This is a genomic window from Acholeplasma laidlawii PG-8A, assembly GCF_000018785.1.
GTDB lineage: Bacteria > Bacillota_I > Bacilli_A > Acholeplasmatales > Acholeplasmataceae > Acholeplasma > Acholeplasma laidlawii.
In genome coordinates this window covers 575086-591461 of record NC_010163.1, presented here as the reverse complement: position 1 = coordinate 591461, position 16376 = coordinate 575086, and the positions used below count along the sequence as shown (strand labels likewise).

Sequence of the window (16376 nt, the reverse complement as noted above, 5' to 3'; positions counted from 1 at the left end):
ACCTCGATTTTTTCGAGGTTTTTTATTTAGCTTTGCTTTTCAGCGATTCTTAATTTAGCAGAACGACTTCTAGAATTATGTTCTAGTTCTATTTCTGAAGGTAGTACCGGTTTTCTTGTAATAATTTTTAAAGGTGGCTTTGGAAATGTTCTAATATCTATGTTTTTAGGGTAATCCATTTGACTATGTGTTTTATAAAAAGATTTTACCATTTTATCTTCTAGTGATTGGAAGGTAATGATGGATAATCTACCACCGATATTAAGGAGTTCTAAGGCGCTATTCAAGGCTCTTTCAAGTACTTCTAACTCCTTGTTGACCTCGATTCTCAAAGCCTGGAAAACACGCTTAGCAGAGTGCCCTTTCATGCCTTTATTAGCAATATCTGTTATCTCAACTAATTCTAATGTTGTGTTTAGTGGTCTTCTATCTACAATCATGCCTGCAATTTTCCAGGCATTTTCTTCATCACCATAAGCTCTAAAGATATCTGCTAGTTTTTGTCTTTCATAAGTGTTTACGATTTCTTTAGCTGTTAGGGTTGCATCCTTGTTCATACGCATGTCTAAATCATAGTCTTTAAGATATGAAAACCCTCTAGTTTCATCATCAATTTGAAATGAGGATAAACCAAGGTCAAAAATAATACCATCTACTTGATATATGCCCAGTTCATTTAATTTTTCTTTTATAAATGAAAAATTTGATTGAATAAATGTTTTATTGCTAAAGTCTTTTAATCTTTCGGTTGCTCTACCAATTGCATAAGCATCTTGATCAAAAGCATATAAGTGCCCTTTATCAAGTTTTTTTAATATTTCTAGGGAGTGTCCACCACCACCTAAAGTAGCATCTACATAGATACCGTTTGGTTTGATGTTTAGACCTTCTATCGATTCATTTAATAATACACTGATATGTTTCATATAACTTACCTCATCTTGTATATATTATATCAAAGAAAAAAGCACTTCTCGTGCTTTTTCTTAATAAAGGTTAATCTTCTTTCTTAACTTTTTTAGCTAATACTAATTGACCTTTATAATAGCCACTGTTTGGAGTGACTCTGTGTGGTAAGGTAAATTCTCCTGTTTGTGGATCAACTACGATTGTTGGAGTCTTTAACTTATAGTGTGAACGACGACGGCGTTTTCTTCCTTTACTTTGTCTTCTAAATGGAACTGCCATGTTTATTCACCTCCTAATCTTTATATTTTTCTTTTAAACTCTTAAAAGCTGGATGGGTTTCCTTGGGGTCTTGAAAGTCACTAGGGTTTGCTGATTCATGATACACATTTACTTCTTTGTGTAAAAGTATTTCTGCAAAGATGACTTCATCCAAGTCTATGATGTCTGTTGGTACATAATCATAGGTTTCTAAATCATTTGAAAAGAGTATTTCTGTATCAAATGTTAAAGGGTATGTTACAGGCTTTAGTGTATATGTACATTTTTGTACCACATCAAGTGTAACGGTTAAATTAAATGTGACTTCATCATACTTACGATAGATTGTGCCTTTAACATTGACATCATTTAATGAAATGATATCAGCTGCATCATTGATAAGGTAATTCAAGTCGATTGGATTATCAATTAAGGTTTTAGATTCAAGTAGTTTAGTTTCTATTTTCATACATATCACCTCAACCTGGTTAATTATATTAAATAACCCTTCATAAGTCAATTAGTTTGAGCCATTTTATCACAAAAATTGTAATTATGTTATAACCAATTGACCTATGAACTATCTTTTAGTTATTTGTCTCTATAAAAGCATTATCAAAGAGTGCTAAGATATCTTCATTTGTAGCGTTTAAAATGATCTTATCTACTTCGATACTGTTTAAAATTTCTTTAATGGATGCATAGCTCCAAACTTGGTTTAATAATGGTTTTTCAAGGGATTTTAAATCTTCTTTGAGCTCAAAGAAATCTCCAGTGATATCTACGTTTTGAATCATACCTGATTTGATGTTAAAACGCATATCGATATGTCCCCAATCAAATCGTTTAGATAGCTTTTGAGTATATTCTGGTTGAGAACGGTATAGCCATTCTGAACTTGCATAAAATTTAGCATCTTTTTTAAGTTGTTCTACTTCTTCTTGATTGATTTCATAAACACTGCTTGTTAGTTCTGTTTCAAGATAACTAACTAATTCATCATGACTCATTCCATTTAAATAAGGTTTTAGATTGTTTACACGACTTCTTACACTTGCAATACCTTTAGAAATAAGTTTCTCATCCGGTGGATTTAATGCACGCACCATCGTTTCAATATCTAAATCATACATCATAGTTCCATGCATTAACATACCATACTTGTTTTGTAAGAATGCATTACCAGATACCTTTTTACCATCTAATAAGATATCATTTCTACCACTAAAATCTAGATTAACACCTAGTTTTTTAAATGCATCAGTGATTTTGACTAAGTAGTTTTTAAATGAGAAGTTTTGTCCACTTCTTTTGGTAATAATTGTAAACATGGTGTTATTTTCATCTGCATAGACAGATCCGCCACCAGTGGGTCTTCTAAAGAATTTCACATTATGTTCTTTGACATAGGGAATATTAATTTCATTTTCAATGACTTGGTTCTTACCTGAAACAATGCCTTTTATTCTCCAGGTGAAGAAATAGGTTTCATTGTCTTTAAGTAAATGTTCTAATACATATTTTTCTAATGCAAAATAAAAGTATGGTTCTAAATTACCTTCATTATGATGTTTTATAAGTATCATATTGCCACTTCCTTCCTTTATCCATTATAAAACAAAAAGAGGAAAAATCCTCTTAATTTGTAAAGAATGATTTGAATTTATCCCAACCAGATTTCTTTCTTGGGGAATCCAGTTTACTTAACTGTTCAAATAATTTCTTTTCCTCACTAGATAAGTTTTTAGGTGTCTCAATATTGACGATAACATGTTGATCACCTGTCTTACCAGTTCTTGGATCTTTTGTTCCCTTATTTTTTAATTTAAGTTCAGTACCAGATTGAATACCTGCAGGTATGGTTAACTCTACTTCACCATAAATAGTTGGTATATCAATTTTGTCTCCAAGTGCAGCTTGCGTAAATGTAATAGGTACATCTAAAATGATATCTGAACCACGACGTTTAAATATTTTATGTGGTTTCACTCTAAATGTGATGTATAGGTCACCTGATTCAGCACCTTTTCTACCACCATTACCATAACCTGGTACGCGTAATGTCATTTCATTATCGACACCAGCAGGTACTTTCACATCCACTGTCTTTTTAGCCTTAACACGTCCAGCACCGGAACAAACATGACATTTGTTATCAATTGTTTGCCCTTCACCTTGACATTGTGGACATACTTGTTGACTTCTCATTGTACCAAACATGGTACGTTGGTCTACGTTAATAAATCCTTGACCATGACATTTGCTACAGGTATGAACGTCTTTTGAACTTTCTGCACCAGAGCCATGACAGTGACCACAATCTTGAGTGATATCTACAGAAACATTTTTTGTTGTACCTAAAACTGCTTCCATAAAATCGATGGTCATACGCATATTTAAGTCTTCACCAACATTTGATGTTTGACGTGTTCTACGTGTTTGTCCACCACCAAAGAATTGGCTAATAATGTCATCAAAGCCACCAAATCCGCCAAAACCACCACCAGCACCACCAAATGGATCTTGTCCAGTACCAGCATGACCAAATCTATCGTATTGTGCTTTTTTATTTGAATCATTTAAGACATCATAGGCTTCTTGAACTTCTTTAAATTTTGTTTCAGCATCTTTTTCCTTTGAAACGTCAGGGTGATATTTTTTAGCTAAACTTCTGTAAGCTTTTTTAATTTCGTCTTGAGATGCACTTTTTGATATACCTAGCACATCATAATAATCTCTTTTTGCCATAATTATCGCTTCCTTATGTTAGTCAAATAGGAAAGTGTTTATACTTTCCTATTTGTCATAGTTTTTATTGTTTTTCAGTAAATTCAGCTTCTACAGCATCATCTTTATTATCATCTGCATCAGTTGCTCCGTTTACATCTGATCCGTTTGATTTGTTAGCTTTTTCGTATGCTTTCATAGCAATAGATTGGCTCGCTTTAGCAAGTGCTTCATTTTTAGCTTTAATAGCTTCTACGTCATCACCTTTTAATGCTTCTTCTAAGTCTTTAATTGCGTTTTCTACGGTTTCTTTTTCTTCATCTGTAACTTCAGCACCTAAGTCTTCGATTGCTTTTCTAGATTGGAAAATCATGCTATCAGCTTCGTTTCTAGCATCTGCAGATTCTTTACGTTTGTTATCTGCTTCTGCGTTTTCTTCAGCTTGTTTGATCATTGCATCAATTTCTTCTTTAGATAATCCACCGTTACCAGAGATTGTAATCTTTTGTTCTTTATTTGTACCTAAGTCTTTAGCTTTAACAGAAACAATACCGTTTGCGTCAATATCAAATGTAACTTCAATTTGAGGTACACCACGTCTTGCTGGTGGAATATCTGTTAATTGGAAGCGTCCAAGTGTTTTATTGTCAGCTGCCATTGGTCTTTCACCTTGTAATACGTGAATGTCTACAGCTGGTTGGTTATCTGCTGCAGTTGAGAATACTTGTGATTTAGATGTAGGAATTGTTGTATTTCTTTCGATTAATCTTGTTGCGACACCACCAAGTGTTTCAATACCTAATGATAATGGTGTAACGTCAAGTAATAATACGTCTTTAACATCCCCTGCTAAAACAGCACCTTGGATTGCAGCACCCATTGCTACAACTTCATCAGGGTTTACCGATCTATTAGGTTCTTTACCAAATTCTTTTGTTACAAGTTCTTGAACAGCTGGAATTCTTGTTGAACCACCAACTAATAAGATTTGATTAATATCAGAGTTTGTTAATTTAGCATCAGCTAAAGCACGTCTAACAGATACCATTGTACGATCTACTAAATCTTTAGTCAATTCATTAAATTTAGCACGCGTTAAGTTATATTCAAAGTGTAACGGACCTGCTGCTCCCATTGTAATAAATGGTAGAGAAATAGAACTTGTTGTTACACCTGATAATTCTTTCTTAGCTTTTTCTGCTGCATCACGTAGACGTTGTAAAGCCATTTTATCTTTTAGTAAATCAATACCGTGTTCTTTATTAAATTCAGCTGCTAAGAATTCATAAATTTTGTGGTCAAAGTCGTCCCCACCAAGTTTGTTATCACCTGATGTTGATACAACTTCAAATGTACCATCAGCTAAGTGTAAGATAGACACGTCAAATGTACCACCACCTAAGTCAAATACTAAGATAGTTTGTTCTTTGTCTGTTTTATCAATACCATAAGCTAGTGCTGATGCTGTTGGTTCGTTAATAATACGTCTAACGTTTAATCCTGCGATTGTACCAGCGTCTTTTGTAGCTTGACGTTGAGCGTCATTAAAATATGCAGGTACAGTAATAACTGCTTCAGTAACTGTTGCACCTAGGTAATCTTCTGCTGTTTTCTTTAAGTTTTGTAAGATATAAGCAGAAATTTGTTGAGGTGTAAATTCTTTACCAGCTGCTTTTACTTTATAGTTTAAATCACCCATGTGACGTTTGATACTATAAATTGTATCTGGGTTTGTAATAAGTTGGCGTTTCGCAACTTCACCCACTAATATTTCGTCACCTTTAAAAGCAACGATACTTGGTGTTGTACGTCCACCTTCAGCATTTGGGATAACTTTTGCTTCGTTACCTTCCATCACTGATACAACTGAGTTTGTAGTTCCTAAGTCAATTCCAATAATTTTATTTGTCTTCGCCATTGTCTTCACTCCATTCATTTATTTTTACCATGGCTGGTCTTAATATTCTATCTTTAAATAAATATCCATTTTGTAATACTTCTAATACAGTTCCATTTGGTTTGTCTTTATTGCTTTCTTTTTCGATTGCATGATGCACTTTTGCATCAAAGACTTCACCTAAAGCTTTAATTTCAACAACACCTTCATTTTCAAGGACTGATTTAAATTGATCTCTAATCATTTTAAATCCGATTAAGAAGTTATTTAATAACTCATTATCTGAAGGGAAATCTACGATTTTAGAAAATTGTTCATAAGGTACCAATAATTCTGTAGCAAAACTGCTTGCTGCATACTTACGATCCATTATCTTTTCTGCTTGAATACGTTTTTTAAAGTTTTCAGCTTCTGCCAAGGTTCTTAAGTATTTATCATTTAGTTCTTTTACTTCAGCCTCTAAGAATTCAATTTTTTGTTGTTGTTTTGTTTTCTTTTCTTTTTTCGATTCTTTTGAATCTACATCTACATGTTCCGTTTCATCAACGATAACTGCATCTTTTTCTTTATCTGCCATCTTCTAAGTCTCCTTATTATTGTCTTTATATAGTTTTGCTAGATTTGCTGCAATGTACTCTAACAAGGGGATTACCTTTTGATAAGACATTCTTGAAGGTCCTACAAGTGCAATCGTTCCTTTTTGTTTTGAATCTATTTGATAAGGTATAGAAATGATTGTCATTTGATTTAAGGGTTTGATTTCCATATCTGACCCAAATCTTACTGATATGCCTTCAGCAGTTCCAATCAACTTCACAATTTCACGACGATCCATCATATCTATAAATCGTTTCATATGAGAAACATCATTAAATTCTGGTTGTTCAAAAGCATTCGTCATACCACTTAAATAGAAGGAATCTGATGCAAATTTAGAAAATGCTTCAATGAATGAATCAATGATTTGACTTTGATAGCTCATAAATTGATTCAGTTCAGAAATTGCATATTCCTCTTTGAGTACCTTAAGTGCATCTTCTAGTGTTCTATTCTTAAGTAAGTCATCCAGTGTATGTATAACTTCCTTAATATCATCCATTCTCATATCATCTGATATATGAATTTGTTGATGTTGTACGTGCCCTGTGTCGGTTACAATTAACATGACTGCATCTTTTAAACCAAGTGGTACCATTTCAATACGCTTAATATGAGATTGTAAGATATCTGGTCCTACTGCAACAGCTGTGTAGCTTGTAAGATCGGTTAGTAACTTTAATGCTTCTTTAATCGTGTGTTCACGACCAAGTGCTTTTTTACTAAAAACTTCATCGATTAAAGGAAATACTTCTGTCACATCATTATCCCTTGTCACTAAATGTTCAATATAGTAACGATAACCACGTTCAGAAGGTACTCTACCTGATGAAGTATGCATCTTCTCGAGAAAACCTAGTTCTTCTAAAACTGCCATATCATATCTTAATGTAGCTGATGAGTAATTTAAGTATGGAAGCGCCATTAAGGCTTTAGAACCTACCGGTTCACCCTTTTCAGAATACATATCAATGATTGCTTTTAAGATGAGTTTTTGTCTTGACGATATCATGCTTACCACCCTTTTAGCACTCGCTTTATCATAGTGCCAACATCATTGTATAATAAAAAAATAGCACTGTCAAGATTTATGTGCTAAATTTACATTTTTTACTTTTTTTTGCTATTTATGCTTTGTTTACATTTATATACATTATTTATACCTTTATGATATAATCTTATTCGAGGTAAATGAATATGCAAATTTTATGGATTATAATAGCTATAATATGTTCTTACTTAATTGGTGCAATCCCGTTTGGATATATTATACCTAAGTTATTTAAAGGCATTGATATTAGGGAACATGGAAGTAAAAACGTAGGATCAACTAACGTATTACGTGTGTTGGGCGCTAAGTATGGCATACCTACATTTTTATTAGATTGTTTCAAAGGGGCATTACCAATCATTATCATTAGATATATGTTAGGTATGCCAGAATTATTTTTAATTTCAGATACTTACGATATCTCTATTGTATTTGGAGCAGCGGCTGCAATTGGACACATTAAATCTATTTATATTGGATTTAAAGGTGGTAAGGCTGTAGCAACTGGCGTAGGTGCTGTTATCGCAATCAACCCAATCATCGGGTTAAGCGGTATTGGACTATTCTTTATAGTCGCATTTTCAACAAAATATGTTTCAATCGGTTCAGTTGTAGCATCATTTTCTGTAGCAGTGATGATGTGGATTGGAGTTCTAATCAAAGAAATATGGATTCCTGTTCCAAATCTAACGATATCTTATGAATCACAAATCATTAATTTAGTAGCTATATCACTTATCGTTCTTCTTATAATATATATGCATAAGAAAAACTTTATTAGATTAATGAATGGTACAGAAAATAAAATCGGTCAAAAAAAGATACAAAATATCACTAAATAATGCACCTTTAAGAGTTCCTAGTATGGAACTCTTTTTTTATAATGTATTTTATAATGTTATTTATTTGACAATAGTGTATGTCATACAGTATAATTAAAAATGAAGGGAGCATATTATGGAAAATATAATAAACAACCTAATTACAGAGTTAAAACGAGGTACACAAATTATATTCGTATTAAGCGCATTAAAAGAAAGTCAGTATGGTTATTCTTTACTTGCACAATTAGAATCTCAAAATGTATCTATTGAAGCGGGGACACTTTATCCCTTACTTCGCAGACTAGAGGAACAGGGCTTACTTGATTCCACTTGGGATACAACCGAATCCAGACCAAGAAAGTACTACAAGATCAATCCAACAGGTATCAAAGTTTTAGAAAGCCTAAAAGAGGCTTGGTTACAAATCGAAAAACAAATGAGTAGTTTATTTAAGGAGGTTAAATAGATGGATAAAATGATCGAAAAATATATATACTCTGTCACACGCCGCTGTCCAGAAGCAAAACGTGATGATATTAAAAAAGAACTTGAGGCTAACATTATGGATATGCTACAAAGTTACCCGAATTACACTAAGGACGATATTGAAGAGGTTCTACATAAGATAGGTCATCCAATGGATGTTGCATATCAATATCATTCAAGTGCTAATCATGTTGTTGAACCTAGATTTTATGAAGATTATAAACTTAGTTTAAAACTAGCACTTATATTCTCTACGATACTTGCAGTAATTTCTGCAATTATAACGTCTCTAACCGAACTTGATGTAAACCAACCAGGTGCAATTGTTGGAATCTTAATCGGACATATGACAGGTAATGTCTTATCTTTTGGATTTAGTGTATTTTCGATCATCACTATCGCGTTTTGGTCCTATAAAATACCAAGCATTAAAGAAAAGATAGATACAAGATTAAATAACTGGAAAGTTAAAGACTTAGCTGATGTACCTCAATTCGAACCAGATGATCATTTAAAATCTAGAGTAAAGATTTTAATTGAATTGATATTTGTTTCTATCTTTATGATTACATTTGGTACTTTATTTATTGTTAACTATGAAAATATCTTCGTCTTACATATTAACGGTGAAACTTCGCAGTTCTTTAATAATGACTTTAAAGGTGTATTTACTTTCTTCATTATATCTTCAACAATCCTTACAATACTTTCTTACCTTTATAGATTTTATGAAGGCAAAGAGTCCTTTTACACCTTATTATTTAGTACAATCTCAGAATTCTACTGTTCTTTATTCCTAGTTACCATATTACTTCTACCTAATCTCATACTCCCTCAAAACTTTGTAATGTTTGCAGACTACTTCGAAACAAGCCTACTTACGATTACAAACATCGCAAACATCATCTTATTTATTATAATTAGTATCATCTTATTAACGAGTTTTATCTCATACTTCAGACGATGGATTAAATACTTTAAAACTCGCAATATTAAACGATAATTTACCATAAAAGACATTTCAAAAATGTCTTTTTTGTTTATGATTTTTATCTGCTTACAGCTTATGCTATAATGACATTTGCGAGTGTGAAGATATATGAAAAAATTTATGTTGTTCTATTTAATTATATATTTTGTACAAGGTATTGTAACCAACCTACACCATCCACTGATGCCTTACTATGTTGAAGCTATTGGGGTACCGAACTTTATGTTTGGTTTTTTCTTTTCATTTATGAATTTAGGGATGATGTTTGGTGGACCATTTTGGGGTAATTTAGCAGATCATAATAAGAAAAAGATAAGTTTGATAATCGGTATTCTTATTTATTGTTTGATGCAAATCTTATTTGGTCTAGGGCATGTATTTGATATGTGGACTTTAAGTGCATTTAGATTAATCAGTGGGTTTGGTATGGCTTCAGCATTAACTATCCTAACTGGAGAAATGATTATTACATCAGATAAAGATAAACGTGCTAAAAACATTGCTTTTGGTGCTGCTGCAGTTGGTTTAGGTGGTGCAATTGGTCAATTTTTAGGTGGTTTTATTCATACCAACTCATTTTTTATAAAAGCATTTAGAACAGACATATTTTTCAATGCATTTTTGTTACAAGGTATTAGCGTTGGTTTCTTTGCAGTACTAATTGCTATATGGTTTAAACCTAAAAAGACAATTGTTGATCCAAACAAAAAACGTGTTCAGTTTTGGGAAGGTTTTAAAGAAGTTCGTAACATCAAGCCTGAACTCTTATACTTCTTGGTTGCTTTAACACTTATAACGATTGCTTCTACCAATGTAGAAAAATACTTAGATGTTTATTTTAAAGATTTAGGTTTTCTAGCAAAAGAACTTGGTAATTTTAAAATGATTGCCGGTGTGGTTTCATTATTATCAGGCATCATATTAGTACCACTATTTATGAATATTAAACATAGATTGAAGTTAATTAGTGTATTTCAAATTATAAGTGCAGTATTAATCTTCACAGTATTTAGATCAAGCAGTAGTCTATTCCTTATACTTTTATATACAATGTATATGGCATATATTGCAATCAAGGCTATTTTTACACCGCTAGAACAAGACCATATTTCTAAATTTTCAGGTAATCATAATGTTGCTACTACATTAGGAATTAGACAATCATTCTATTCAGTAGGCACCATCATCGGACCAATCTTTGGTGCATTCTTATATGATTATAGTCCGAGATTATTGTTTGATACATCCGTTATATTCTTCCTCATTTCTTTAGTTCTAATCTTCATAAGTAACCACTATAGAAAAAAAGATTTTATTCAAAATTCAATAAATTCTAATATATGAAAAAGGTTCCGCATTTATGCGGAACCTTTTTCACGAACAGTGTAATTAAATTTGATGATTAAGCCAAGAAACTATTTCTTCTACCGTTTTTTCAGTCACAGTATCATAATTTAGATTATGATAACCACCTTCAATGATAGCTAACTTTTTATCGTTGTGCTTAATACTATCAAAGAAATGTTTTGACATCTCAGGACTTACTAATTTATCTTCTGAACCATGTAAGATTAGTACAGGCTTCTTATAGTCTTGAATTCGCTTTTCAATATGCTTAGTACCTACTTTAAGGGTTTGAATAATCAATCTAAAAGTAAAATGTTTTAAAGCATACGGATCTACATTATCTGATGGAGGAAAGTGAGATAATCTTGTATCCGTAAAATCTGTATTAATTTTGAATGATCCAAATAAAAAACTTGGGAGTAAACTCACAAGACCTAGTCTTTGTGCACTTGTAGGACTAGACATAATAATAGTTCCCTCAAAGTTATCATACAGTGTTGCATATACTTTTGTAATAATACCACCCATGGAGTGGCCTAATAAGTATATAGGTGCATCATAGACTTTTTTTGTCTGTTCTATAAGTTCATATAAATCTGAAGTAAACTGGTAAATACTTTTAATATCTCCTCTTTTACCTTGAGATTTACCATGACCTCTAACATCATACAAAACAACAGAAAAACCAGCTTCATTAAGTAGTTCAGCCATTTTTCTATAGTAGATAGAGTGTAAAGCAATGCCATGTGTAAAAATGACAGTACCTTTGGGGTTATTAACATTATGATTTTCTGAATAGATTAATACCTGGTTAATTAACATATATATCACCTTATTTAAAGTACGGAATAATTTCCTTTTTCATATACCCAATAAAGTGCAAACTACCAGTTATAAAAATAACGTCATTTTCTTTTTTGTTCTTGATTAAATTTTTTAAAGCTGTTTTAGGATTCAATTCAAAGTTAAAGGGAAGAAAATCTAGGTTTTTATAACGAGCATCCGGAAAAGCAGTCAAAGTGATGGTTGTTGCATATTTTTTGAGTTCATTTAGCATCACTTCAGGCTCTTTATCAGATAGTGCACTGAATAGTACATGTATATTATACACTTTAAAAATAGATTTTAGCGAAAAAATGACTTCCTTAATTGCATGAATATTATGGGCACCATCTAAAACCACTCCAGGCAACACTGTTTCTAAGCGTCCTGGGTGTTCAGTTTTACTTAAACCTTCACTAATTGTTTGCTCAGTTATATTTGGAAATAAATATTTAATAACTTCTATAACAAGCGCTGCATTAGTGTTTTGAAACTCGCCTAACAATGATAGTTTATATATTTGGTGATTATATTCAATTTTGTGAGGAAACTCGGATATAGTGGTTACATCATGTTTTTGAATAATTTTAAGTGTTGAATGCATTTTTGATACATAATCCTTAACTAAATCATGTAATCCACTGTCGATACTCGTAATTAAGTGACCCTTTTCTTTTAAAATGCCAAGTTTGTTTAATGCAATCGATTCTAATGTATTACCTAATTGACGCATATGATCCATTCCAACATTGGTAATGACTGAGACATCATAATTTAATATATTTGTAGCATCTAAGAGACCACCAATACCAACTTCCATCACGATAACATCGACCTTATTATCTACAAAGTAAATCAGTGACATGAGAGTCATCAGTTCAAAAAACGATAGTGTTAGCCCACTATGTTCAAAATATGCATTGTTTAGCTCATAAACTTTATTAATAGAATCCAATAAATCATTATCTTCTATATCTTTACCATTGAGTTTAATGCGTTCGTTAAAGCGTACCAAATAAGGTGATATGAAAGTTCCTACGCGGATACCGGATTCAACCAGTACTTGAGTAGTCATCATACAAACTGAGCCCTTACCATTTGTACCAGTGACATGAATCTTTTTGATACCGCTTAAATCAAGCTGAAGGATGCTTAAGGCATCCTTCATATGATCTAGGCTTGTTTTAGGTCTAAACTTTATTTGTGTTTCTATCCAATTTACTGCTTCATCAAGTTGTTTAAACATATTTCTTTAACATTTCAACGACATCATCATATTGTTTCTTATAGTCGTCATACTTTCTTTGTTCAATGTCGATTTTAGCTTGTGGCGCTTTTGAGGTAAAGTTTACGTTAGAAAGTAATCCCTTAGATCTTTCAAGCTCCTTTTCTAAAGTGTCTTTTTGCTTTAATAATGATGCTTTTTCTTGTTCTAAATCAATCATATCTGATTTTTCAATATAGATATTGATATGTGTACCTGCAATAAAAATCATATCACTTGAATCTACACTGGTTTCATACGCTAGTGCTTTTGTATTCAAGAATTTAGTTAGGTAGTTTTCATATAACTTAACTTCCTCAATCATTTCCATAGATTTGATTTCAAGTGTAACATCAATCGGTTTTGATGGTGCAACTTGATATTCATTTCTAAGATTCCTTACCTTTACAATCACATCTTGAATTTCTTTAACGAGATCAATTTGGTTAAATTTATATTTTACTACTGGCCACTGAGCAATCATTACTGAGTTTTCATTAAAAATATCCATGTATAACTTATCTGTAACAAATGGTAAGAAAGGGTGTAATAATTTAAGAATATCTTTAAGTACATAGATTAGAACTGCTTGTGTATTTTGTTCTATTTTTGGGTCTTGTAGTGATACTTTAGAAATTTCTAAGTACCAATTTGCGAATTCTTCCCAAATAAAGTTTGTAAGTACCCTAGATGCTTCATTAAACTCAAAGCGTTCATAGTATTTATCTGCTTCAGTAATTGTTTCACTTAGTCTTGTAAGAATCCATTTATCAAATACATTTAATCTATCTTCATCGATAACTAAAGATTTATCTTTAATATTTAAGGATACGAATCTTGTAATATTCCATAATTTATTAATGAAGTTCCAACTCGACTCAATTTTTGTAATATCATATCTTGTATCTTGTCCTGGTGCAGCATTAGATACAATGAAAAATCTTAGTGCATCGACACCATACTTGTCAATTACATCCATAGGATCTACACCATTATTTAATGATTTAGACATTTTTCTACCTTGCTCATCTCTGATGAGTCCGTGCAGTAATACGGTCTTAAATGGGTCTTTTTTAGTGAATTCAAGGCCTTGGAACATCATTCTAGCAACCCAGAAGAAAATAATATCATATCCTGTTACTAAAACATCTGTAGGGTAATAGCGTTTGAAGTTCGGATCGTCTTCATTTGGCCAACCAAGTGTTGAAAATGGCCATAATGCACTTGAAAACCAAGTATCAAGAACGTCTTCATCTTGTGTCCAGTCAACGCCTGGTGATTCGACTTGAACTTTAACTTCATCACCCTTAAACCATGCTGGAATTCTATGTCCCCACCATAGTTGACGTGATATTGTCCAGTCTTGGATATTATTTAACCAGTTTTCAAATGTATTTTTAAAACGCTCGGGTACAAAATTTACTTGATTCATTTTTAGAGTTTGTTCAGTTAAACCTTTCATATCTACAAACCATTGTAGAGATAATCTTGGTTCAACCATAACACCTGTACGTTCTGAGTAACCCACTTGGTGAGTGTAAGGTTCTACTTTAGGGCATAGATTTAATGCTTGTAAATCTTTAACGACGTTTTTACGGCACTCAAATCTATCTTGACCTACATATTTGAGTGCAAGTTCATTCATAGTACCATCTTCATTCATACATAAAGGCATTTCTAAGTTATGTCTTTTAGCAACTTCATAGTCATTAGGATCGTGTGCTGGAGTAACCTTAACAACACCTGTACCAAATGCTTTATCTACATAATCATCTTCAATGACTGGTATTTTTGTATTTGTTCCAGGTATATAAACAAGTTTACCAATATACTTTTTATAACGCTCATCTTCAGGATGAACCATTAAAGCTTGGTCAGCAAACATTGTTTCAGGACGTGTAGTTGCAATGGTTAATCCACCATCCATATCTACAAATGGGTAAGTAAAGTGATATAAGTTACCTTGTGTTTCTTCGTACTCAACTTCAATATTAGATAAAGCTGTTTTAGCTTGGCAATCCCAGTTAATAATTCTATAACCACGATAAATCCAACCCTTATTATATAGAGTAATAAATACTTTATTTACAGCCTCATTTAACTTTTCATCCAGTGTAAATCTTTCTTTGGTGTAATCAAGTGATAAACCAAGTGCTTTCCACTGAGCTCTAATATGAAGAGAATATTCTTCTTTCCACTCCCAAGCTTTAACAAGATATTTTTCTCTACCAAGATCATATCTAGAAATACCTTGACTCTTCAATCTATCATCAATACGTGCTTGAGTTGCAATACCTGCATGGTCCATACCAGGTAAGTATAATGCATCAAAGCCTTGCATACGTTTACGTCTAATAATAATATCTTGAATTGCCGTATCCCAAGCGTGTCCTAAATGAAGCTTTCCAGTGACGTTTGGCGGTGGAATTACAACTGTAAAAGGTGTTTTATTTAAATCTTTACCAGATTCAAAAAAACCTTCTTTTAACCAAAAGTCATATCTGCCCTCTTCAACCGATTTAAAATCATATTTCGTCTGTAGTTCTGTTTTCATGTTCGAAAAACTCCTTTTTTGAAATTTCATAGTATAAAACATAATTAATATTAGGATTTTCTATATATCGCTTATGTTTTTTATATACAAATTTAAATCCAGATTTTAATATAACTTTCTTACTTGCTATATTAAAATCAGCATGTGCTACCTTTAAATAATCAAACTTTAATTCTCTAAAGACATAATTCATAACAACCAAAACAGCCTCTGTAACAATACCTTGATTCCAATAGGTATCATCTAATACAAATCCAATTTCAGCACCCTTACCAAAAAAGCGATCATTTGATAGATTATTTAGGCTAATTGTACCAATCATGACATCATTTTCACGTAGTGTAATAGCCCAAAGATTAGCTTCTTTGATGTGTAAGTTTAGTATAGAACGTGTCTCATCAAGATTTCTATGTGGAAACCATCCTGCATTTGGTCCAATACTATCTTTAGAAGCAAAGTAAAAAAATGAGACTAAATCCTTTTCATTAGGACTTCTTAAAACAACTCTTTTTCCTTCAAGTATTGGCAGCATATAGCCTCCTAAATAAAAATCCCTAGACTGATAAACAGCCTAAGGACGAAAATTCGCGGTACCACCTTAGTTCACAAAATAAATTGTGCACCTTCATTGAACTTTTATAACGTAAAG

Annotated in this window: 16 protein-coding genes and 1 other annotated feature (1 of these 17 running past the window's edge); of the genes, 4 read left to right on the top strand and 12 right to left on the bottom strand. The window is 32.3% G+C overall.

Annotated features, from left to right (window positions below; genetic code table 11):
- Positions 1-26: 26 nt before the first annotated feature.
- From rsmH to hrcA, 8 genes are all read right to left on the bottom strand, one after another.
- Positions 27-926 carry a 16S rRNA (cytosine(1402)-N(4))-methyltransferase RsmH gene (rsmH, locus tag ACL_RS02785; RefSeq protein WP_012242504.1) on the bottom strand — a complete coding sequence of 300 codons (900 nt, stop codon included), beginning with the start codon at positions 924-926 and terminating at the stop codon, positions 27-29.
- A gap of 70 nt (positions 927-996) precedes the next feature.
- The gene (gene rpmF, locus ACL_RS02780; RefSeq protein WP_012242503.1) at positions 997-1188 is read right to left on the bottom strand and encodes a 50S ribosomal protein L32; all 192 of its coding nucleotides are present in this window, start codon (positions 1186-1188) and stop codon (positions 997-999) included.
- Between the two features lie 13 nt (positions 1189-1201).
- Entirely contained in the window at positions 1202-1636 is a 435-nt protein-coding gene (locus tag ACL_RS02775; protein WP_012242502.1) for a YceD family protein, read from the bottom strand.
- A 118-nt stretch (positions 1637-1754) separates the two neighbouring features.
- Positions 1755-2753 (bottom strand): lipoate--protein ligase, encoded by a 999-nt coding sequence (locus ACL_RS02770; RefSeq protein ID WP_012242501.1) that lies wholly within the window; start codon positions 2751-2753, stop codon positions 1755-1757.
- A gap of 52 nt (positions 2754-2805) precedes the next feature.
- Complete coding sequence (gene dnaJ, locus ACL_RS02765; protein WP_012242500.1) at positions 2806-3915, bottom strand: molecular chaperone DnaJ; 1110 nt, start codon at positions 3913-3915, stop codon at positions 2806-2808.
- A 64-nt stretch (positions 3916-3979) separates the two neighbouring features.
- On the bottom strand, positions 3980-5812 hold the full coding sequence (dnaK, locus tag ACL_RS02760; RefSeq protein WP_012242499.1) for a molecular chaperone DnaK: 1833 nt from the start codon (positions 5810-5812) through the stop codon (positions 3980-3982).
- Entirely contained in the window at positions 5796-6368 is a 573-nt protein-coding gene (grpE, locus tag ACL_RS02755) for a nucleotide exchange factor GrpE (protein ID WP_012242498.1), read from the bottom strand. Before grpE ends, dnaK begins: the two co-directional genes overlap by 17 nt.
- Positions 6369-6371: 3 nt before the next feature.
- The gene (gene hrcA / locus ACL_RS02750; protein ID WP_012242497.1) at positions 6372-7400 is read right to left on the bottom strand and encodes a heat-inducible transcriptional repressor HrcA; all 1029 of its coding nucleotides are present in this window, start codon (positions 7398-7400) and stop codon (positions 6372-6374) included.
- Positions 7401-7585: 185 nt separating this feature from the next.
- Between hrcA and plsY the strand changes: the two genes are divergently transcribed.
- The 4 genes from plsY (at position 7586) to ACL_RS02730 (ending at position 11084) form a co-directional block, all read left to right on the top strand.
- Positions 7586-8281 (top strand): glycerol-3-phosphate 1-O-acyltransferase PlsY, encoded by a 696-nt coding sequence (plsY, locus tag ACL_RS02745; RefSeq protein WP_041633858.1) that lies wholly within the window; start codon positions 7586-7588, stop codon positions 8279-8281.
- A 115-nt stretch (positions 8282-8396) separates the two neighbouring features.
- Complete coding sequence (locus tag ACL_RS02740) at positions 8397-8729, top strand: PadR family transcriptional regulator (protein ID WP_012242495.1); 333 nt, start codon at positions 8397-8399, stop codon at positions 8727-8729.
- A complete protein-coding gene (locus tag ACL_RS02735) occupies positions 8730-9752 on the top strand; it encodes a hypothetical protein (protein ID WP_012242494.1) in 1023 nt (340 codons plus the stop codon).
- Between the two features lie 108 nt (positions 9753-9860).
- Positions 9861-11084, top strand: coding sequence for an MFS transporter (locus tag ACL_RS02730; protein WP_158298324.1), 1224 nt, complete (start codon positions 9861-9863; stop codon positions 11082-11084).
- Between the two features lie 45 nt (positions 11085-11129).
- Here ACL_RS02730 and ACL_RS02725 read toward each other — a convergent pair whose 3' ends face one another.
- The 4 genes from ACL_RS02725 to ACL_RS02710 are packed head-to-tail and all read right to left on the bottom strand — an operon-like array spanning position 11130 to position 16259.
- On the bottom strand, positions 11130-11909 hold the full coding sequence (locus ACL_RS02725) for an alpha/beta fold hydrolase (RefSeq protein WP_012242492.1): 780 nt from the start codon (positions 11907-11909) through the stop codon (positions 11130-11132).
- A gap of 10 nt (positions 11910-11919) precedes the next feature.
- Entirely contained in the window at positions 11920-13155 is a 1236-nt protein-coding gene (locus tag ACL_RS02720) for a bifunctional folylpolyglutamate synthase/dihydrofolate synthase (RefSeq protein WP_012242491.1), read from the bottom strand.
- Positions 13148-15757: a valine--tRNA ligase gene (locus ACL_RS02715; RefSeq protein WP_049751972.1), complete on the bottom strand. Its 2610-nt coding sequence runs from the start codon at positions 15755-15757 to the stop codon at positions 13148-13150. Before ACL_RS02715 ends, ACL_RS02720 begins: the two co-directional genes overlap by 8 nt.
- On the bottom strand, positions 15699-16259 hold the full coding sequence (locus ACL_RS02710) for a GNAT family N-acetyltransferase (protein ID WP_012242489.1): 561 nt from the start codon (positions 16257-16259) through the stop codon (positions 15699-15701). The genes ACL_RS02715 and ACL_RS02710 overlap by 59 nt, the downstream gene beginning before the upstream one ends.
- A gap of 38 nt (positions 16260-16297) precedes the next feature.
- Positions 16298-16376 (bottom strand) — a binding site (T-box leader) (it continues 143 nt past the right edge of the window).